Origin of the sequence: Sphingobacterium sp. UBA7855 (assembly GCA_002500745.1) — a bacterium.
GTDB lineage: Bacteria > Bacteroidota > Bacteroidia > Sphingobacteriales > Sphingobacteriaceae > Sphingobacterium.
In genome coordinates, this window is the sequence record DLST01000003.1 from 42,984 (window position 1) to 64,157 (window position 21,174).

The 21,174-nt window shown below is 37.8% G+C and carries 19 protein-coding genes; 8 read left to right on the top strand and 11 right to left on the bottom strand.

The window, feature by feature from the left end:
- Positions 1-262: 262 nt before the first annotated feature.
- The 6 genes from pruA to B2107_RS02740 all read right to left on the bottom strand — a co-directional run bounded on the left by pruA (position 263) and on the right by B2107_RS02740 (position 4,695).
- The gene (pruA, locus tag B2107_RS02715) at positions 263-1,900 is read right to left on the bottom strand and encodes an L-glutamate gamma-semialdehyde dehydrogenase (protein ID WP_293952924.1); all 1,638 of its coding nucleotides are present in this window, start codon (positions 1,898-1,900) and stop codon (positions 263-265) included.
- 159 nt (positions 1,901-2,059) lie between these two features.
- A complete protein-coding gene (gene msrA, locus B2107_RS02720) occupies positions 2,060-2,695 on the bottom strand; it encodes a peptide-methionine (S)-S-oxide reductase MsrA (RefSeq protein ID WP_293952926.1) in 636 nt (211 codons plus the stop codon).
- Positions 2,696-2,960: 265 nt separating this feature from the next.
- Entirely contained in the window at positions 2,961-3,569 is a 609-nt protein-coding gene (locus tag B2107_RS02725) for a superoxide dismutase (protein WP_293884679.1), read from the bottom strand.
- Positions 3,570-3,670: 101 nt separating this feature from the next.
- Complete coding sequence (locus B2107_RS02730; protein WP_293952928.1) at positions 3,671-4,138, bottom strand: nucleoside deaminase; 468 nt, start codon at positions 4,136-4,138, stop codon at positions 3,671-3,673.
- Positions 4,139-4,147: 9 nt separating this feature from the next.
- On the bottom strand, positions 4,148-4,480 hold the full coding sequence (locus tag B2107_RS02735) for a tRNA-binding protein (RefSeq protein WP_409456568.1): 333 nt from the start codon (positions 4,478-4,480) through the stop codon (positions 4,148-4,150).
- A 5-nt stretch (positions 4,481-4,485) separates the two neighbouring features.
- Positions 4,486-4,695: a hypothetical protein gene (locus B2107_RS02740; RefSeq protein WP_293952932.1), complete on the bottom strand. Its 210-nt coding sequence runs from the start codon at positions 4,693-4,695 to the stop codon at positions 4,486-4,488.
- 87 nt (positions 4,696-4,782) lie between these two features.
- Here B2107_RS02740 and B2107_RS02745 point away from each other — a divergent pair, with 87 nt between their 5' ends.
- From B2107_RS02745 to B2107_RS02765, 5 genes are all read left to right on the top strand, one after another.
- Positions 4,783-5,379: a porin family protein gene (locus B2107_RS02745; protein ID WP_293952934.1), complete on the top strand. Its 597-nt coding sequence runs from the start codon at positions 4,783-4,785 to the stop codon at positions 5,377-5,379.
- Between the two features lie 171 nt (positions 5,380-5,550).
- Entirely contained in the window at positions 5,551-6,321 is a 771-nt protein-coding gene (locus B2107_RS02750) for a succinate dehydrogenase cytochrome b subunit (RefSeq protein WP_293952936.1), read from the top strand.
- A 57-nt stretch (positions 6,322-6,378) separates the two neighbouring features.
- Entirely contained in the window at positions 6,379-8,313 is a 1,935-nt protein-coding gene (locus B2107_RS02755; protein WP_293952938.1) for a fumarate reductase/succinate dehydrogenase flavoprotein subunit, read from the top strand.
- Positions 8,314-8,327: 14 nt separating this feature from the next.
- Entirely contained in the window at positions 8,328-9,101 is a 774-nt protein-coding gene (locus tag B2107_RS02760) for a succinate dehydrogenase/fumarate reductase iron-sulfur subunit (RefSeq protein WP_293952940.1), read from the top strand.
- 166 nt (positions 9,102-9,267) lie between these two features.
- Positions 9,268-13,020, top strand: coding sequence for an ATP-binding protein (locus tag B2107_RS02765; protein WP_293952942.1), 3,753 nt, complete (start codon positions 9,268-9,270; stop codon positions 13,018-13,020).
- Positions 13,021-13,225: 205 nt separating this feature from the next.
- Here the strand turns inward: B2107_RS02765 and B2107_RS02770 are convergent, their stop codons facing one another.
- The 3 genes from B2107_RS02770 to B2107_RS02780 all read right to left on the bottom strand — a co-directional run bounded on the left by B2107_RS02770 (position 13,226) and on the right by B2107_RS02780 (position 16,193).
- Entirely contained in the window at positions 13,226-14,155 is a 930-nt protein-coding gene (locus B2107_RS02770; RefSeq protein ID WP_293952944.1) for a hypothetical protein, read from the bottom strand.
- A gap of 90 nt (positions 14,156-14,245) precedes the next feature.
- The gene (gene gmd / locus B2107_RS02775; protein ID WP_293952946.1) at positions 14,246-15,397 is read right to left on the bottom strand and encodes a GDP-mannose 4,6-dehydratase; all 1,152 of its coding nucleotides are present in this window, start codon (positions 15,395-15,397) and stop codon (positions 14,246-14,248) included.
- A 241-nt stretch (positions 15,398-15,638) separates the two neighbouring features.
- Positions 15,639-16,193 carry a lipocalin family protein gene (locus B2107_RS02780; protein WP_293952948.1) on the bottom strand — a complete coding sequence of 185 codons (555 nt, stop codon included), beginning with the start codon at positions 16,191-16,193 and terminating at the stop codon, positions 15,639-15,641.
- A gap of 473 nt (positions 16,194-16,666) precedes the next feature.
- Here B2107_RS02780 and B2107_RS02785 point away from each other — a divergent pair, with 473 nt between their 5' ends.
- Both B2107_RS02785 and B2107_RS02790 read left to right on the top strand, forming a co-directional pair.
- Positions 16,667-17,581 carry a lysylphosphatidylglycerol synthase transmembrane domain-containing protein gene (locus tag B2107_RS02785; RefSeq protein WP_293952950.1) on the top strand — a complete coding sequence of 305 codons (915 nt, stop codon included), beginning with the start codon at positions 16,667-16,669 and terminating at the stop codon, positions 17,579-17,581.
- Between the two features lies 1 nt (position 17,582).
- Complete coding sequence (locus B2107_RS02790) at positions 17,583-18,290, top strand: SDR family NAD(P)-dependent oxidoreductase (RefSeq protein ID WP_293952952.1); 708 nt, start codon at positions 17,583-17,585, stop codon at positions 18,288-18,290.
- A 112-nt stretch (positions 18,291-18,402) separates the two neighbouring features.
- Here the strand turns inward: B2107_RS02790 and B2107_RS02795 are convergent, their stop codons facing one another.
- Entirely contained in the window at positions 18,403-19,776 is a 1,374-nt protein-coding gene (locus tag B2107_RS02795) for an alpha/beta hydrolase family protein (RefSeq protein ID WP_293952953.1), read from the bottom strand.
- A 257-nt stretch (positions 19,777-20,033) separates the two neighbouring features.
- Positions 20,034-20,312, bottom strand: a complete 279-nt coding sequence (locus B2107_RS02800) for a DUF2089 family protein (RefSeq protein WP_293952955.1) — start codon at positions 20,310-20,312, stop codon at positions 20,034-20,036.
- Between the two features lie 123 nt (positions 20,313-20,435).
- On the opposite strand from B2107_RS02800, the gene B2107_RS02805 reads away from it, so the two are divergent.
- Entirely contained in the window at positions 20,436-21,170 is a 735-nt protein-coding gene (locus B2107_RS02805) for a lysophospholipid acyltransferase family protein (RefSeq protein WP_293952957.1), read from the top strand.
- Positions 21,171-21,174 lie beyond the last annotated feature (4 nt).

Here is a 21,174-nt window from a genome sequence, read left to right on the forward strand (position 1 = left end):
TGGCTACTTTTTTATAGGCCCCATCTTGACACCTTGCCAATAGGGCTAAAAACTTCAAAGACTGCGTTTGTAAAGCTACACGAAATCGATTACTGCTATGTTCAATTAACCGCGCAAAAAAAACACTGAATGAGCCTAGTTCTATATTAAAATTCATCCTATCCAAATAGAATAAAAATGTGCGTACAGAAGTGAGATTCTTTTAAAAATAAAAAAGGACGCTTTAAGCGTCCTTTTTTATTTAGCAGGTAGTTTAACTTCCTTATTCTCCTTTTTCCAAGAAAGGATATCTATAATCTGTATCTGGATTAAATGTCTCTTTGATTGTACGTGGAGATACCCAACGAAGCAGGTTGATCATTGATCCCGCTTTGTCATTTGTACCCGAGCCTCTAGCACCACCAAACGGTTGCTGACCTACGACAGCACCTGTACACTTATCATTGACGTAGAAATTACCAGCGGCATGTCTCAATTTATCTGTTGCTAAATTAATAGCATAACGGTCTTGTGCAATAATTGAACCTGTCAGCGCATAAATAGAAGTCTTGTCAACGATAGCTAATGTTTCTTCAAACTTAGCATCCTCGTAAACATAGATGGTCAGTACCGGTCCGAACAATTCTTCAACCATTGTTTCGTAATCAGGCTTGGAAGCTTCAATGATTGTTGGATGAATGAAATAGCCTTTAGATTTATCGTAAGTACCACCGACTACTATTTCTGCGTCATTAGACTCTTTAGCTCTATCAATGTATTTTGCCAATTTATCAAATGATTTTTCATCTATAACAGCATTGATAAAGTTTGTAAAATCCTCTGTACCACCAATCGTAAATGACTTCACATCGTTCGTCATAGATTCTTTCAATGCTGGCCACAGTGATTTAGGAATATAGGCGCGTGAAGCTGCAGAACATTTTTGACCTTGGTATTCGAAAGCACCACGAACCAAAGCTGTATTTGCAACTTTCAGATCTGCTGAAGGATGAACAACGATGAAATCCTTACCGCCTGTTTCACCAACGATACGTGGGTACGTTTTATAACGGTGAATATTGTTACCTATCGTTTTCCAGATATCCTGGAATACACCTGTTGAACCTGTGAAGTGGATACCAGCAAAATCAGGATGTTGGAAAATCACATCACCTGCATCAGGACCAGAAACGTATACCAAATTAATAACTCCATCGGGAAGTCCGGCTTCACGGAAGATCTTCATCAATACATTCGCCGAATAGATCTGAGTATTGGACGGTTTCCATACCACAACATTTCCCATCATAGCGACACATGAAGGCAAATTACCTGCAATAGCTGTAAAATTGAATGGAGTCAACGCAAATACGAAGCCCTCCAAAGGGCGTTGTTCCACACGGTTCCAAACACCTTTTCCTGAAATAGGAGGTTGTTGCTTATAGATCTCAGTCATATATTGCACGTTAAAGCGCAAAAAGTCAGTGATCTCACATGCTGAGTCAATTTCTGCCTGATAGGGGTTTTTAGATTGACCCAACATCGTCGCAGCATTCAACTCATAACGGTATTTTCCTGATATCAATTCAGCAGCTTTTAAGAATATTGCTGCACGATCTTCCCATGCAAGATTTTCCCAATCTTTTTTTGCGGCTAAAGCGGCATTGATTGCATCTGTTACGTGAGATTTATCGCCTTGGTTGTATTGACCTAAAATATGCTGATGGTCATGTGGAGGAGCTATTGTTACTTTTTTAGAAGTAGTGATTTCTTCACCGCCAATATACATTGGGATATCGATCTGTTTTGAACGTGCCTCATCAATTGCTGCTTTCAACAATTTGCGTTCTTTTGTTCCGACAGCGTAAGTATACACCGGTTCATTGGTAGGAACAGGAACTGTAAAAAATCCTTTAGACATATTACAAGTATTTATTATTCAATCAAAAATGCTATCCATTAATCATGAAGGCTATCCACCCTATTACTTGGTATGAAAGATCATGATTTCAACTTATTAACTTGACACTAAATAGCGCTAATAGCGTAAAATTACCTTAAATATTATGAATACCCAAAGTTACTGTCCCTCTTTCACCACCTTGGAAAAGATACGTTTAAATTTTTCCAATTTCGGTTTAATGACCAATTGACAGTAAGGTTCCTTTCCATTTAAGCGGTAATAATCTTGATGATAGTCTTCTGCCGGATAAAATATCGTTGCCGGAACTACTTCGGTTACAATAGGTTTATTAAAAACCTTTTCTTTTTCCAAAGCCGAAAGATAATACCGCGTCTTGTCAAGCTGTTCTTTAGTATGTACAAATATAGCCGACCGATATTGCGTACCGACGTCGTTTCCTTGTCGATTAAGTTCAGTCGGATCGTGTGCTACAAAAAATGCCTCTAATAGCTTATCATAACTGATCACACCGGGATCAAAAATAATCTGAGTTGCTTCGGCATGCCCGGTGCTTCCACTACAAACTTGGGTATAGGTCGGATTCTTGGTCCATCCTCCGGTATATCCTGACACAACATTTACAACACCTTTCAGTTCTTTAAACTGTGCTTCGGTACACCAAAAACAGCCTGCGGCAAATGTCGCCGTATCCAGCTTAGCCGCATTTTTTAAAGGCAATTTAGAGAAGTCCACTTGCTTGGTCTGTGGTTTATGCCCCTGACAGGATGTACAGGCAACAAATGCCACCAACATTATAAAAAGATTTTTCACATGCATAGTTATCAATTTGGTTGTAAACGCTAGATAAAGTACTCGTTTTATCAGCAACGCTGTACAGAATCAAATAATATAAAAATAAACGCTGTTTACTGAAACAAACCTTCGTGATTTCGTAGCTACAACTAGCAAGTAGAGCGAAATGAAGGCTCTTCTTAGCTAATACCGCGGGAAACTTTCAAAAAAAAAAGCGACAATAAATTGAATTGTCGCTTTTCTGATTGTATTATCAAATGAACTTTTATTTCGATGCGGCATAGTTTTGCGCTACGGCATCCCAGTTGATCACATTGAAAATTTCTTCCAGATACGCTGGACGCTTGTTTTGAAATTTCAAATAATAAGCGTGCTCCCAAACGTCAATACCAAGAATTGGTGTACCTTTCACTTCAGCAACATCCATTAATGGATTATCCTGATTTGGTGTAGAAGTTACAGCTAATTTTCCATCAGCATCAACGATTAACCAAGCCCAACCAGACCCAAAACGAGTGGCGCCAGCAGCTTGAAGTTGCTTTTTCAATTCATCAAATGAACCAAAAGTAGCATCGATTGCTTCAGCTAATTCACCTGTTGGGGCTCCACCAGCGTTTGGACCTAAAACTTTCCAAAACAAAGAGTGATTATAATGACCACCACCGTTGTTACGTACAGCTGCAGAATATTTACTTACATTTTTGATGATATCCAATAACGATAGATTCTCTGCGTCTGTGCCTGCGATTGCTTTATTTAAATTATCCACATAGGCCTGATGGTGTCTGTCATGGTGGATTTCCATTGTAGTCTTATCAATATGTGGTTCCAATGCGTCGGCTGCGTAGGGTAACGCTTCTAATTCAAATGCCATATCTATTTTAATTTAAATGTTTATTACTCTATTTATATATACAAATATAACACAATATATAACGTTATGTTTTTATGTATTACAATAAATTCAATATCTCACTAACGTTTTTGACGAAAAAATGATTTTACTAAATCAGCGCATTCTGCTTGCAAAACACCGTATGAAATTACGGTTTTGGGATGCAATATCTTATCATGAAAATGTGAATAACCACGTTTTTCGTCCTTTGCTCCATACACGATCTTCCCGATATGTGTCCAATAAGCTGCTCCAGCACACATAATGCACGGCTCTATGGTGACATATAAAGTACATTCATCCAGGTATTTACCGCCAAGATAATTTGCAGCTGCTGTAAATGCCTGCATCTCTGCGTGAGCGGTCACATCATTCAGTCGCTGTGTCAAATTATGCCCCCTCCCTATTACACGTCCACGATGAACAATAACTGCTCCAATAGGCACTTCTCCTTCTTCATATGCCATCTTTGCTTCGTTCAATGCCATACGCATAAAAGACTCATCACTATCGATCAGTTGTGTTCCTTCAAAATCTATAAATGTCATGACACAAACTTAGCTAAGTTTAGATCCATTTGGTAATTTTTTATCAACAGAAGTCAAAACAATATCGCCATTTTCATCTGGAAAACCGGTCACCAGGCATTCCGAAAAAAAATTAGCGATCTGTTTTTTGGGGAAATTCACGACTGCAACGACTTGTTTTCCGATCAGTTCTTCTTTGCTATAGTGTACCGTAATCTGGGCACTGCTTCGCAGTATCCCTATCTCATCACCAAAATCAAGTTTCAGTTGATAGGCTGGTTTCTTCGCTTTTGGAAAATCCTGTGCATCCAAAATTGTTGCTACTCTCAAATCCACCTTCTCAAAATCGCCCCAGCTAATCATATCACTCATAATCTATTGCTACTGATATCCTGAATCTCTTTACCTATCGTAAATAAAACATAGGAAGGTTTTCGCCGCAAACGCAAAGACAATCTATTGATCAACTTATCTTCATCTCCTGCTTGAAAAGCTAAATCTTCATCACTTAAATGATTGTACTTGCGACGGAGTTTCTCTTTGGCTACTTGCCATTGTTCTTCGTTAATTTTCAGCATAACTAAGATTTAGGTATAAAATTTGTATATCTTTACTGAACTGTAAAAGTTTGTTTAAAGATACAATATATACATAAATAAAAGATTATGAAAAAGATTTTACCAGCATTACTTTTGATTTTTGGTAGCGTAGCAACGGCACAGGCGCAGCTTCTTCCTGGATTTGAGGTGGGTGTTAAGGGTGGCTTAAACTTCTCAAAGCTTAAAAGCGATGGCAAATATTTCAATTCTGACACGAAAGCTGGCTATCAAGCGGGGCTTTATGGCCGTGTTGGTGTATTAGGTTTCCATATTCAGCCTGAGGTTTATTTAACAGGTAAAAACACAAAAGTAACCAATCAAAATGGTGAATCTACAGATGTTAAATTTACGACAGTGGATGTTCCGGTGTTATTGGGCAAACGTTTTGGCTTAGGTCCGATTGGCGCTCGAATCCAGACGGGGCCAATATTCTCATTTAAGGTGGATGACAAACAAGATAAGGTTTTTGATCAATTAAATCCAAATAACTATAAAAAGAGTGGTACCTCATGGGCATTTGGTGTAGGCGCTGATGTTTCCAGTTTGCGTGTAGATCTACGTTATGAAATGGGCTTAAATAAAGTCAATAATGAGAGTCAGGCAAATCCAAAAATCAATATGTGGAGTATCGGTTTAGGCTACAGATTATTTAGTATTCTTTAGTAGGTTAAGCTGAGTTTATATACCGTTCGAAAGTCCGTTTTTATTCAAAACGGACTTTTTATTTCAATAAACTTTAGAACCGTTCTAAATTGTTGCTTTTTCTTGTCAAAATGGTATCATATTTAATAGCAAATAGTAGATTTGCCTAATTAAAATTAAATTACAAGGATAATGAGTAAATCAAAGCCAGTTTTCAGTTCTTCGATTGGGAAGAAGCTAATCATGAGCTTAACAGGAATCTTCCTATGTTTATTCCTAGTTGTTCACTTGGTTGGTAACTTGCAATTATTTAAAGATGATGCGGGTCTAGCGTTCAACAAGTACGCCTATTTTATGACTCACTTTACACCAATCAAAGTTGTCTCTTACTTATTGTATGCTTCGGTAATTGTTCACGTCATCTACGCTATTATATTGTCGATGAAAAACAAGGCCGCCCGTCCTATTGGTTATGCCAAATATGATGGTCAAGCAAACAGCAAGTGGAATTCACGCAACATGGGTATCTTAGGTACTGTCATTTTAGTATTCTTAGCGACACACATGTCTAATTTTTGGTGGAAGTTTCACAATGATGAAGTGCCGTACATCGAATACCGTACTGATTTGGCAACTGGGCAAACCACAGCGAGAGAACTTCAAGCATCTGAATTCCATGACTACCAAGAAACGGTAGAAAACAATGTTCAAATCGTAAAGGCAAGAGATTTGTACAAGCAAGTTGATTTTGCTTTCAAAAATGTTGCATTGGTAGCTTTGTATGTGATTGCAATGGCAGCTTTGGCGTTCCACTTAATTCATGGTTTCCAATCTGCATTCCAAACTTTAGGTTTTAACCACAGAAGATATATTGGAATTGTCAGAGCAATCGGTGTTTGGGTATTTGGGGTATTAATTCCAATTGGCTTTGCAATAATGCCATTGTTTTTCTTCTTTAAATAATTCAGAATCTTTTAAGATAAAGCTCCGGCTCTATCGATCAATATAAAATTAAGAGATATGTTAGATTCAAAAGTACCAGCGGGCCCATTAGCCCAAAAGTGGTCAAATCATAAATTTAATCTGAAGCTGGTTAACCCTGCTAACAAACGTAAATTTACAGTTATTGTTGTTGGTACAGGACTTGCTGGTGCATCTGCAGCAGCCTCGTTAGCCGAGTTAGGATACAATGTAATTACATTCTGTTATCAAGATTCACCACGTCGTGCACACTCTATCGCGGCACAGGGTGGTATCAATGCAGCAAAGAGTTACCAAAACGATGGGGACTCTGTTTTCCGTTTATTCTACGATACAATCAAAGGTGGTGATTACCGCTCTCGTGAGGCCAACGTTTACCGTTTGGCAGAGGTATCTGTTAATATCATCGACCAATGTGTCGCTCAAGGTGTTCCATTTGCACGTGAATATGGAGGTTTATTAGATAACCGCTCTTTCGGTGGTGCACAGGTAAGCCGTACGTTCTATGCCCGTGGTCAAACAGGACAACAATTATTGTTAGGTGCTTATTCAGCATTGAACCGCCAGATTAAAAAAGGGAAAGTAAAATCGTATACCCGTCATGAGATGTTAGACCTTGTGATGATCGATGGGCATGCGAAAGGTATCGTAACGCGTGACCTAGTTTCAGGTAAAATCGAAACGCATGCTGCACACGCAGTATTGATGTGTACTGGTGGTTACGGTAACGTATTCTTCTTGTCTACAAATGCGATGGGTTGTAATGTAACAGCTGCTTGGAGAGCACACAAACGTGGTGCCTACTTCGCTAACCCATGTTACACTCAAATCCACCCAACGTGTATCCCGGTAACTGGAGATCACCAATCTAAATTGACACTGATGTCAGAGTCTTTACGTAATGACGGCCGTGTATGGGTTCCTAAAACTCAAGAAATGGCTGAAAGATTGCGTAAAGGTGAGATCAAAGCCAACGATATCAAAGAAGAAGACAGAGATTATTTCTTGGAGCGTAAATACCCTTCATTCGGTAACTTAGTACCACGCGACGTGGCATCACGTAATGCAAAAGAAGCTGTTGATGATGGCCGTGGTGTTGGTAAAACCGGTTTCGCCGTATTCTTGGATTTCAAAGAAGCTATTGGTCGTTTAGGTGAGGATGCTGTACGTGCTAAATATGGCAACTTATTTGACATGTATTATCAAATCACTGACGAAAACCCTTATAAACAACCAATGCGTATCTACCCTGCTGTTCACTACACAATGGGTGGTGTATGGGTTGATTACAACTTGATGACTACAATCCCAGGCTTATATGCTTTAGGTGAGTGTAACTTCTCCGACCACGGTGCAAACCGCTTAGGTGCTTCGGCGTTGATGCAAGGTCTTGCCGACGGTTACTTCGTAATTCCTTACACTGTGGGAGATTACTTAGCAAAATTAGGTTCATTTGCACCAGTAGATCATAATCATCCTGCTTTCGAGGCTACCCGCAAGGAAGTTGAAGAGAAAATCAACAAATTATTGTCTTTAAACGGTACACAAACTGTTGATGATATCCACAAAAAATTAGGTCTCATCATGTGGGAATATTGTGGTATGGCTCGTACAGCTGAAGGTCTGAAAAAAGCGCAAGGTTTGATTCAAGAGTTGAAAAAAGAGTTCTGGACGAATGTTAGAGTGCTTGGAGAAAATGAAGAATTAAATCTTTCGTTAGAAAAAGCTGGCCGCGTAGCTGACTTCTTAGAATTGGGTGAATTGATGGTTGTGGATGCTTTACAACGCGAAGAATCTTGTGGAGGTCACTTCCGTTTGGAAAGCCAAACCGAAGAAGGTGAAGCAAAACGTAATGACGAGGAATTCGCTTATGTATCTGCTTGGGAATACAAAGGAGACAATGTACCTGAGCAATTGCACAAGGAAGACTTGGTATTCGAGAACGTTCAGTTAACACAAAGAAGTTATAAATAAGAAAGAAAATTATCATGGCACAACATATGAATTTAACGCTGAAAGTTTGGCGTCAAAAAAATGATAAAGATAAAGGTCAATTTGTAACTTATCAGGCAAACGATATCGCTGATGATATGTCTTTCTTAGAGATGCTTGATATTGTCAATGAAGAGTTGACTCGTAAAGGAGAAGATCCTGTATATTTCGATCACGACTGTCGTGAAGGTATCTGTGGGATGTGCTCATTAGTAATCAACGGTCGCCCTCACGGTCCTAAAGAAGGTACAACAACTTGTCAATTGCACATGCGTAGCTTCCACGACGGACAAACGATCGTGATTGAACCTTGGAGAGCTGCTGCATTCCCTGTATTAAAAGACCTTGCTGTTGACCGTACTTCGTTTGATCGCATTCAACAGGCCGGTGGATATGTCAATATCAATACAGGTGGTGTTCCTGACGCCAATGTCATTCCTATCCCTAAACGTATTGCTGATGAAGCTTTCGAATCAGCGACATGTATCGGTTGTGGCGCTTGTGTCGCAGCATGTAAAAATGCTTCTGCGATGTTATTCGTATCGGCAAAAGTATCTCAATTTGCGCTGTTACCACAAGGGCAAACTGAGCGATATGAACGCGCGCAGGCAATGGTAGATCAAATGGATGCGGAAGGTTTCGGTAACTGTACCAATACTGGTGCTTGTGAAGCTGAATGTCCTGTAGGTATCAAGTTAACAAATATCGCTCGCTTAAACCGCGAGTATTTGACTGCTAAAATCTTCCGACAAGAAGAGCCTCACGTTTAATTATCGGCATTCGATACCTTTCGTGTTTTCAATAGCTTACAAAGCAGCGAAAATAGTGCAAAAATTCTCTCTGACCAATCAAAGGAGGTCATGTAGAAAAATAATATAAAAGTCCTTGCCCTAAGAAAGCAAGGACTTTTTTTTATATTTACAATAATGTAAATTGATGAACGTGAATTCTGGTATAAAAATTCGACTACTCTTACTTATATTAACGCTATGCTTTATAGGAACAGCTATCACCATCAAAGAATCTGTTACCAATAAGGAAATATTAGACATTGATACAAAATCGCTTAATAACTATATCGCTCAACAAGAGAAAAAAGTGGACCGTATTTTCAACGATTCTCTTTTACTCAAAACTTTCAAAAACTACGATCAGTATCCAATCGCGGTTTATCAGGCCTTTGAAAAATTCAAAACCAAAGAAAACGTCTATCTATTTCTTTTTAAGGACCATGAGCCGAAGATGTGGAGCACACATCTATTTGTACCGATTACTGATCAGGGATTTCCTGAAAAATCCAATTTTATCCAAGATGATAACCGCTCTTACGTTGTTAGAAAGAAAACAATTGGCAATATCAGTATACTCGCCTATATTATTGTAAAAGGATATACCAATAACAACAATCTCTATTTAAGCAGTTCACTGCGGAGAAACTTCTTCGACTCCAGAAATATCGATATTGCATCCTATACAGATACGGTAGCCATTAAAAACATTTACAGTAAAGAGGGATCTTACCTTTTTTCTGTTAAGCTCAAAGACGGAGAGCATGAAAATGCTTATACAATTTTGCAATTTTTCTGCTGGTTACTTGCTTTAATTGCGTGGTTGATCTTCTTCAATAGTCTTTGCCTACATATGGCCAAAACAGGCAGGGCCTGGTGGTCTATTCTATTGCTGTTGGCGATATTTAGTTTGGTCAAATTCTCCGATCTTAAATGGAATTTGCTCTCTGAAAATGCGACATTTTCAATTTTCGACTCGCGCAACTATGCCTATAATCGTTTCTTCCCGAACATCTGGTCGGTCATGTCCACCACAATCTTAATATTATGGCTCATTCTATTTATCTATTCAATTCGCAAAGAGCTTAATTTTGACAAAATAAAAAACATCCGGCTCTTTCGAGTGCCCATAGCCATCGGATTTATTCTGAGTATATACCTGTCGTTCGGGCTATTATACGATATCTCCGGAACGTTAATTACGCACTCCAACAATATTTATTTTGATTTTACAAAACTGGTCGATTTACATTTCCTAAGTTGGGTCGATCTTGGCGTCGTCGGCATCGGTATTCTGGCTTTAAGTATCTACATCGACCTTGTGCTATTTTTCCTTAAAAAATTAGAGTTAAAACCAACGCAGTTACTCAACATTCAACTGGCATGTGTCGTCTTTGTCATTTTGATCATTTCCTTTTATATAGAAAAAAATAGCCTAGTCAACTTACTGCTTGCGCTAATAATCCTTATTAAATCATTTGGTGAGAAGTATTTCAATCGGCATATACTCACAAACTACATCGCGGTACTGATACTTTGGGCAATCATAAGTGCTATTACGCACGCCCGTTTCTACCAGGAAAGGAACTTGATTGACATGAAGATATTGTTGGGCAACCTACAGTCCGAAGATGATGTGAATGCCGTTTCGTTATTCTCCGATATTGAAAGTAGTCTGGCAAACGATCAAGAATTAAAGCATCTATTTAATATCAGTCTACCCTACACAAACACTGAGGGCATCAACGACTTCATTAAGAAAAAATACTTCAGCGGCTATCTCTCCAAGTACGAATTCAAAGCCTATTATTATGATCAGAACAATAATCCACTTAATGCCGCAAGCCAGAATAAGCTCAATGAATATCGGGAAAAAGTGATCAATAAGTCGATAAAAGTAACTCAAAACTTCTATCGTGCTGGCGGAGAGCTGGGTACACATGAATACTTTTCTATCATTCCAGTGGCGATTGACCAAAATAGAATCGTCAACGTTATTATCAATCTCTCCAATAAAGACTTCAGTTATACCGTCCCTTATCCCGAAATCCTTACCGATATGCGGATCAACAATTCACAGTACTATAATAAAGGAGATTATTCGATAGCCCTTTATAAAGCAGGTTCTCTAATAACACAATTTGGAAAATACACTTATGAAAACAATTTAAGAGGTCTCAAAGGTACTCCTGGAGAATATATTGAGATTCTAGACAAAGATGCATATCTGCACATGGCCTACATCGCCAATAAATTTTCAACCTATGTTATCAGTAAACAAAAACCTTCTTTTTGGGATTATTTAGCGACTACATCTTTTCTATTTCTGGTGTTCTTTATGATTTTTATGCTTTACCACTTCATAAAATCACTCTATATTTTTCTTAAAAACACCAAACTTACTTTCCGGAATTTAAGGTATCAGTTCTACAGAATTGTGAATAAGATACAATATTCTACACGTATTCAAACATCTATTATCTCCTCGGTCATACTCGCTATTCTCATTTCAGGTGTAATTTCTTATATAAGTATCAATAAACAACTTTATAACAACAATAAAACAAGTAAAGAGCGTTTTATAATCGAACTTGGCAAACGGATGGAAAATATGCTGACCTATACGGATGAAATTTCCACCGAAACTCAACTCATCAGCATTCTAAAGACATTGTCCGAAACAATATCGAAGGACTTCAATCTTTATTCAAAATCAGGTAGATTGCTGTATAGTTCACAGCGTAGAATTTACGATTTGGAGCTTTTCTCTACATTCATCAATCCCGCTGCACTGAAGAATCTATCGATATTAAAAAAGTCAGAGACAATTGAAGATGAGCGGATAGGTACTTTCCAATTTGAGACGAGCTACGCCACCATCAGGGACAAAAATTACAATACACTGGCGTATATTGGTATACCAAACTTCTCCCTTCAAAAAGAAGAAAATATCAATAAAAATCTTCTTTTAAATACGATAGTAAATATTTATTCACTGATCATCATTGGTTTTGGATTTTATGCCACGTTTGTTGCCAACAGTGTCACCAATCCACTGAGCATCATCAGTAAGAAAATTTCACAGCTGCGCTTGGGACAACCCAATGAGCCATTATTTTGGCAGCGAAATGATGAAATAGGCACATTGATCAAAGAATATAACCTCATGATCATAAAACTTGAAGACTATGCCAATAAAATCAAAGATACGGAGCGGGAATCCACCTGGCGTGAGATGGCCCAGCAGATAGCGCATGAAATTAAAAATCCACTGACACCAATGAAATTAGGTATTCAGCAACTACGCAGGTCTTACAAAGATGATGACCCTAAATTTCCAGACAGATTTAATAAATTCTCTATTTCATTTATCGAGCAAATCGATGCACTGACGCATATTGCATCCGAATTTTCGCATTTTGCAAAATTTCCAAATACCATAATGGAGAATATCAATATCGTTGAAAAAATAATAAAGTCGATTTCGTTATACAATAATACACCGAGTGTTAGTATCCGTCTCATCAATAACGCTGATCATAAAACATTGATTGTAAAAGCTGATGGTAATGAACTCTTGCGGACATTCAATAATTTGATAAAAAATGCAATCGAGGGTGGCTATGGGCGAAAAAACATGAAAATCGAAATTTTCATTGAACGCTACTCGGATAATTTTGTTAAAATAGATATCAAAGACAATGGATATGGAATTCCGAAGGAAATGCAGGATAAAATTTTCCAGATAAATTTCACCACAAAAAGTTCGGGAAATGGTTTAGGATTGGTACTTGTCAAGAAAACAATCGAAGCAAGTAACGGCCAGATCTATTTTGAGACCGTAGAAGGCGAAGGCACGACATTTCATATCCTGCTTCCCTTACAGCTGACAGAATCTTAATAGTGATTAGAAGCAACAGCGATAACAGAAATTGGAGAAACCAGGTATATCGAGCTTATAGCCTAATATTGATGGTATTCAATACATTAAAGTGACTTGATAGCCATGACCCTATTTTTTAAGGATCGATGTATTACGGATTTGTATTTCATTAAAAAAGCTCTTTACAACCATGTAAAGAGCTTTTCTATTCGTTTATCTCCTTTTAACGCAACACAATCGTTGATCGTCCCATGATTGCATTATCTTCATATAACAATACCGTATAGGCACCTTTAGAAAATCCCTGCTCTGCCGCCCAATAAATGATATAATCTTCACCCTTGTTGGTAAACAAAATATTATGTTTAAATGTATACTGCAATTTCTCGCCATGTACATAGAAAATATTATCGTCCTGCACGACTAGATTTCCTTGTGGATCGATAATTCTGACATATATATCACGTTCTCCATTTTTTGCTAAAGGATTATCAGCAATGGTAAAACTGACTTTTAACTTGTCAATTTTCTTAGCACGTTCTTCTACTAATTCCTTTCCATTTTTTTTGACTTCAAGGCCATTTATACTAATGCTTGAAACTTTCAGGGCAGAAGCTGTTGCAACCTTCTCTTTCAATTCAGAATTTGAAGTCACCAATGAAGTAATTTGCTTTTCCTTTTCGACTACAGATTCATTCAGATTAACATTTTGTTTAGATAAAATTTGATTTTCCTGAATCAGCCTTTGAACATTTACACGATAAGTATCAACCTGTTTTTTAAGCCGATCGATCTTTAGCTGCGCGTCATCGATATCCTTAGGAGTAATACTTTTATTTTCGAGCTTCTTACGAAGCACCGCAATCTCCATTCTGGAATCCTGCTTTTGCAGTGTCATCTCTGGAGTCAATTGCACATTTTCTACATCGATTTTATCCAATTCAGCTTCAATACGATCTATCTGCACCTGAAGATTCTCTTTTTCAACTGTAAGCGTATAAACCTTTTCACCGTTGGTTTTAAACTTAACATAAAAATATATATTTGTTGCAAGTAATGCCGCTATCGCAATGATAAAGAAGTAAATCTTCGAAGAATCTTTCTTTTTTTCTTCTTCTTCTTTCTTACTCGAAACAACGTCTGAATTTATCATAATATACTGTCATATTCATAGTATAAATCTATACTATTGAATGTTTAAACAAAAATTATTCCAGTTTTATTTTCTGCTACAGATTGTAACTTATTCAAAATAATTTAAAGTTTCAAATCCTCCTTTTTTCAAATATTCTTCCTTCCTCATCAAGTGAAGATCAGATTGTACCATATCTGTTACCAGCATTTGGAGATCATATTTTGGCTTCCATCCGAGTTTTGTATTTGCTTTTGTGGGATCACCAATAAGTAAGTCGACCTCAGTCGGCCTATAATATGTAGGATCAACTTTGACAACAGTCTGACCAAATTTAATCACTGACTGATCGATATTCAACTGCAGCAAACGCTCTTCATCAATATCAATAATAACCCCCTTTTCTTGTTCTCCTTTTCCACTAAATTCAATCTCAATACCCAATTCAGCAAAAGCCATCCGTACAAACTCTCTAACGGTAGTGGTCACACCTGTGGCTATTACAAAATCTTCCGGTGTTTCCTGTTGAAGAATCAACCACATCGCTTCCACATAATCCTTCGCATGCCCCCAGTCGCGCTGCGCAGACAGATTACCAAGGTATAGCTTATCCTGAAGTCCAAGAGCTATCTTTGCAACGGCTCTGGTGATTTTACGTGTCACGAAGGTTTCTCCCCTTACAGGGCTCTCATGATTAAACAAAATACCGTTACAGGCATACATCTTATAAGCTTCGCGGTAATTTACAGTAATCCAATAACCATACATTTTGGCGACAGCATAAGGACTACGGGGATAAAAAGGTGTTGTTTCGCTTTGTGGAACCGCTTGCACCAAACCATAAAGCTCAGAAGTAGACGCCTGATAAATCCGGGTTTTCTCAATCATTCCCAATAGCCTAACCGCTTCAAGAATACGTAATGTACCGATACCATCTGCATTTGCCGTATATTCTGGGGTGTCAAAACTAACTTTTACGTGAGACTGTGCAGCAAGATTATAGATCTCATCCGGTTGTGTTTCTTGTATAATACGAATTAAATTGGTTGAATCAGTCAAATCGCCAAAATGCAAAGTAAAATTTCTATTGTCAAGATGAGGATCTTGATAAAGGTGGTCAATACGATCTGTATTAAACAAAGAACTTCGACGTTTTAAACCGTGCACTTTGTACCCCTTTTTTAATAAGAATTCTGCTAGATAGGCACCATCTTGTCCTGTTATACCCGTTATTAAAGCAGTTTTGGTGTGTTGTTCAGCCATGTTTCTCTCTAGATTATGCAATACCCGACGAATCACCAGGTATTTGTCCCATCATCATACTTACGTTAAGCGTATCCGTCCACAAGATTCTATGCATAAACTGCTTCAAAATGTTGTGATTCCCCCCAGCTATAGCGTAAATAATCATAATGAATTGGGAATGTAAAAGTATTAAATTTTAAACAAAAAAAGCCATAGGAAATCCTATAGCTTAATGTTTTTCTACTTTTATCGTTTAAGGTTAATTAGCGCGCGTGAAATTAAAGACTAAATACGCCTCTCCATTAGCAACGGTCAACGGCATACGCATAACTAATTTATTCCCATCCGAATAAGATAAATCCAAACGATAACCTGTCGTTACGTTCTTCGCTTTGTCTCCTGCATAGATTTTTTTAAACTGAAACTGAGGTTCTCCCAGACCTTTTCCAGGATTATAGATCGACCAAAAGATCTCACGTGATGCACCTGGAGCGCACAGCGTTCCCTGAGCATTAAAGGTAATTGCCCCCTTACCATTTCCTATAAAGTTCCATGTACTGCCTACAAAACATTCTGCAGGGGCCTCTTCAAAAACACTTTTGATTGTGAATGAAGATGGCAAATTCTCTCTATCGATTGTATTCAATGTCCAAGTTCCTTTAACGGCAGATTTCCAATCAGAAGCGCTTGGACCAGAAGCTGCACTCGTATTGGAAGAAGGATTTCCAGTGGATGTACCTTGCTTTTGTGCTCCACAAGAAAATAAGGTCACGGTAGCAAAAACAGTTGCTAATGATAAAACGAATCGATTCATATGTATAAATTTTAATTTCAAATTGTATTTTTGGAGTAAATTAAATCACAAATCATGCAGATTACAGCCAAAAATCATACCATAAGCAAAATAATAGCGAAAACGCTATTGCGGCTATTCGTCATTTTATTAGCCTTTGCTACTTATCCGCTATTTTTAGGACAGGAAGCAAAAAGCAAATTGGATCAGATAAGCCTTGCATTTACAAATAAGATAGCCCTTGTCGCTCCTATTTTATTATTTTGCATCATCATTGGATTAATGATTGCCGTACTCAAACACAAATATAACAGAATTGACCTAAATTGGCTATTTTCGCTCGCGACTATCTTTGGTATTTTGTATTTGATATTATTGTATTCAAGAATTTACCCAACGATTGCTTAAGCAAAATTGCACATCTCCGCAAAGTTTCTAACTTTGGATTCGCCAAATCGCCAATTAGCCGAGGAGGATTGAACGTATAACTTTATATGGATAGAAAAAAAGGGCTCAAAATAGCCAAAAATATAGCAAAGGTTGTTGTTACGGTGGGCGCCTTATATTGGGTATTCAGCAAGGTATCGGTAAAAGACCTCAAAGAAGCCATCATCCATTCCAACCCACTTTACCTATTCTTTGCTTTAGTCGCGTATAGTATCTCTATTTTTATTTCTTCTTCGCGCTTATTAACATTTTTAAAAGCAATCGGCCTGGATGTCACCGAAAAATATAACTTAAAATTGTATCAACTTGGTTTATTTTATAACCTTATCCTACCTGGTGGTGTGGGCGGGGATGGGTACAAGATATTCTTCCTCAGGAAACGATTTAATATTAAAGGAAGAAAATTATTCACGGCTCTATTTTTAGACAGATTAAGTGGTTTATGGGCATTATGCCTTATTATTGCAGCACTGGTTACCTATATGCCACAGCTGGGAATTCCAAACTATCTGACCATTATTTTATTTATTTTAGGGAGCATTCTCTATTATTTTATTGTCACCAAGTTCTTTAAGGAATACAAATCAACATTTTTAAAAGCTCATTTAAAAGCCATCGGCGTACAGTCGATGCAAGTGATCGCAGCAATCCTCATTCTTTATGCTTTAGGTTTTAGCGGCAAATTCTCCCCTTACCTGTTTTTATTTCTGGCATCTTCGCTCGTTTCAATCATTCCCTTTTCCGTTGGAGGCTTAGGCATGCGCGAACTTGTAATTATGTGGGGAGCGGGTATCTTTCATGTCGACTCACACAATGCGGTTTTAATCACATTGTTATTTTATATTATTTCTGCTCTCGTTGCGCTTTCGGGGATTTACTATATCTTCCATCCCAAAGCCATCGGAGAAGACAAATTGCCTACTGTCGAAGAAGTTGAACAAAGTCAAAAACTAGAAGAATAACATGGCAAATATTATTATTACAGGAGCCAGCAGTGGTGTTGGATTTGAAGCGGTATTGGATTTGACCTCTAAAAAGGACAACAACGTAATTGCATTGGCCAGATCAGCGGACAAACTAAGAAAGCTTCACGAAATTGCAGGCCAACTCAATTTTGACGGCGGAGCGTTGTATCCCGCCCAATTTGATATTGTCTACGACGACTATGCTACGTTAGTGCCCTTCATTCAGTCAAAATTTGATAAGGTTGATATTTTGATCAACAATGCGGGTGCACTTATCTATAAGCCATTTATGGAAACTGATGGACAAGATTTTGCTGAAATGTTACAGACCAATGTAATGGGGCACGTTAATATGATACAGCATGTTGTTCCCATGATGCACGCAGGATCACATATTGTAAATATCAGCAGCATGGGCGGTTTTCAAGGATCAATGAAGTTTTCTGGCCTTTCAGCATATTCAGCCAGTAAAGGAGCCTTATCGGTACTTACAGAGTGTTTGGCTGAAGAATTTAAGGAAAAGGGAATTAAGGTGAACTGTTTAGCGTTGGGATCTTCACAGACTGAAATGTTTGAAGCCGCTTTTCCTGGTGTTGAAGCCGGTACATTGGCCTTCGAAATGGGACGCTATATAGCGGATTTCGCTCAAAATGGACACCGCTATTTTAATGGAAAAATACTTCCTGTAGCAAATACAACACCTTAAGGCGAATAGATCTGGAAGAATTTAAATCTGTATAAAAAACAAAAAAAAGGTAATTTAATAAGCTATTAAATTACCTTTTTTTGTAGTAAAAACGAAAAGGATATACACTTAACTACTTGGTCTTCATCTGAAGCCACTTCGTTAAATCATCCATCAGTTGCTCATTAAAACTTTCTGAATTCTCAAAGTATTCTTCGATTTTCCCTGTTTGAGTACTTTGAAAAAGGTGGTTTAAGTTTGGATAATCTTTAATTGTCACATCTGTTGTATTTAGGCGAAGACGCTGAAGGCTATAAATATTTTCATTTGCAGGTACCTGAACATCTTTCCCGCCAAAAGAAGCAAAAATAGGTACTTTCAGCTGCTTCAGATAATAAGCCGGATCAATGCTGAGGAAAGTCCTAAACCAAGGACTCATCATCGGACTGAGCTTAATTCTCATATCGGGAGTCAGTGGATTGTTGTTATTTTGACGAACAAGTTCCTTTTCCAAAATTTCAGCCAAAACTTTTGGTGGTTCATCCCTCATTAAAATAGTATATAATTTTCTGTTGTTTGCTTTATTAATCGTTAATGCAGCTTCTGACAAGCCACCCGCCTTCCCTAAAGCATAACTCTGTAAGATTAATAATGAGTCTCCTTTTAATACCGGTCCCGATAGAAGTGCAATATACTTTACATTATCATTCTCGGATGCGACTATTTCGGCAATTAAAGCACCCTCGCTATGGCCAATCATTCCGATTTTATCAACGTCGACGATGTTCTTTTTGCTCAAAAAATCAACTGCAGCATTTGCATCAGAAGCAAAATCGATCGTTGTCGCTAAATTCACTTCTCCTTTCGATCCTCCGATTTCACGGTCATCATAACGCAATACCGCAAAACCATTTTTAGTAAGATGGTCAGCGAGAACCTTAAATGGTCGGTGGCCAAACATTTCAGAATCTCTATTCTGTTGTCCACTACCATTGACCAATACTACTGCAGGAAATGGCCCCTTACCCTTTGGATAGGTTAAGGATCCAGTTAAAAAGGAATTACCTTTGTTATTTTTAAATGATACTTCCTCTTCCATATAGTTATAAGGAGGAAAAACATCCTGCTTACGAGACAGTCCACTTTGTTCATTTTCGCTCCTAACCAGAATCATCGCAGATTCAAAAGTTCCCTGCTTCATGCCACCTTTCATCACATCTTTGTCCCGATCCAAAAAACCTGCATAAGCTAAACCGATATTTTTCACATCCATCCAAATAGAATCATGTTGGATCCGTATTTGGCTTATTGCGAATTTTTGTGAAGTTTGCATTGGACTTTCAAAGGTTCCATTCCATTTCCCTGTGCTATCTTGCTGTAGATTGAATACCAGTAGCAACTTCTGACCTGACACCTCAACCTCACCCTTCCAGGATCCATCAAATGTCTGCGCATGAGAACATGAAAAGTGGAAAAAAATGATAAATAGGTATAAAATTTTTCTCATTGTCTTCTTTACTAGAAATTAAACTGTATACATAGATCCAGTATAAAATATAGTGCCACAAATAGTATACTGATCTCCATTTTCTTATTGTTAACTGCAACATTCATACCCTTAATCAATAAATAGAATTGATAATACAGCAATAATAAACTGACGACTCCGAACATGCCGAACAAGAGTAGCTCCATTTTTACCAGCTCCTTTCACTACATTATCGCCCTTTTGCACCACTTTCAACAGTTAATCGGTGAATTTTTCTAGGCCATTGTACTTGTAAGAGATTTCAATTTATAGATCAGATCATCGAGAATATTACGCACTGTTGGATAGGATTTTCCCATCTGATTGGCCATTTCCTTTAAACTTCCCGAATGCTTCAAAAAGTTCATGACAAATTCCTGTTCTTCGACAGTGAGCTGCGTGAGTAAGGGTAACGAAAATTTACCAACTACTTCAGTCTCACAGGCGTCACAAACTAATTTAGAAACCTTTAACTTCGCTTCACAACAGGGACAATCACTGGGTATCTTTTTCATTAATCAATATTTACATTAACATTATTAAATATAACATTAATAATGTTAAAATAAAACACTATAAAATCAATATCTTTCAAAAACCATTGCTTAATGATATATTTGTATCATTAAATAACGTTTATGAAGAAGTTTTTAGGCTATTTCCTATCTATAATATTTTGGTTCTGTTTTGGTTTATCCTTGATTATCTTCCACCCCATACAGTGGCTATGTTTGAAGCTTGGGGGATACAATGCCCATAAAAGGAGTGTAGATCTATTAAATGCCTGTCTTGTTGCGTCCTATTACACACTATTTAATCGCGTGACATTTATTGACAATAAAAATATTCCAACTGGACAGCCCGTTGTGTTTGTAGCAAACCACCAGAGTACGTTTGATATCCCCCCAATGATCTATTTCTTACGCAGATTTCATGGGAAGTTTATTTCCAAAATAGAACTTGCTAGTGGTATACCGAGTATATCTTTTAACTTAAAACATGGCGGCGCCGCAAATATCGATCGCAATGACCCCAAACAATCTATTGCCGAGATACTGAAACTCGCCAACAACATGAAAACAAAAAATTGGTCTGCATTTATTTTTCCAGAAGGAACAAGATCGAAAACTGGTAAAATGAAGGCGTTCCATGTGGGTGGAATTGCTACATTATTAAAGAAAAATCCAAATGCACTCGTTGTTCCAGTTGCCATCACCGGGTCCTACGAAATGGTACAGTATGGAATGTACCCCCTGACACCGTTTCTACATATGACTTGGGAGGTACTTAATCCCTTAGATACAGAAGGTAAGACAATTGAGGAAATCGTAAAATCAGCTGAAGAAGCCATAAGATTGAAGGTCGAAAAATAGGAAA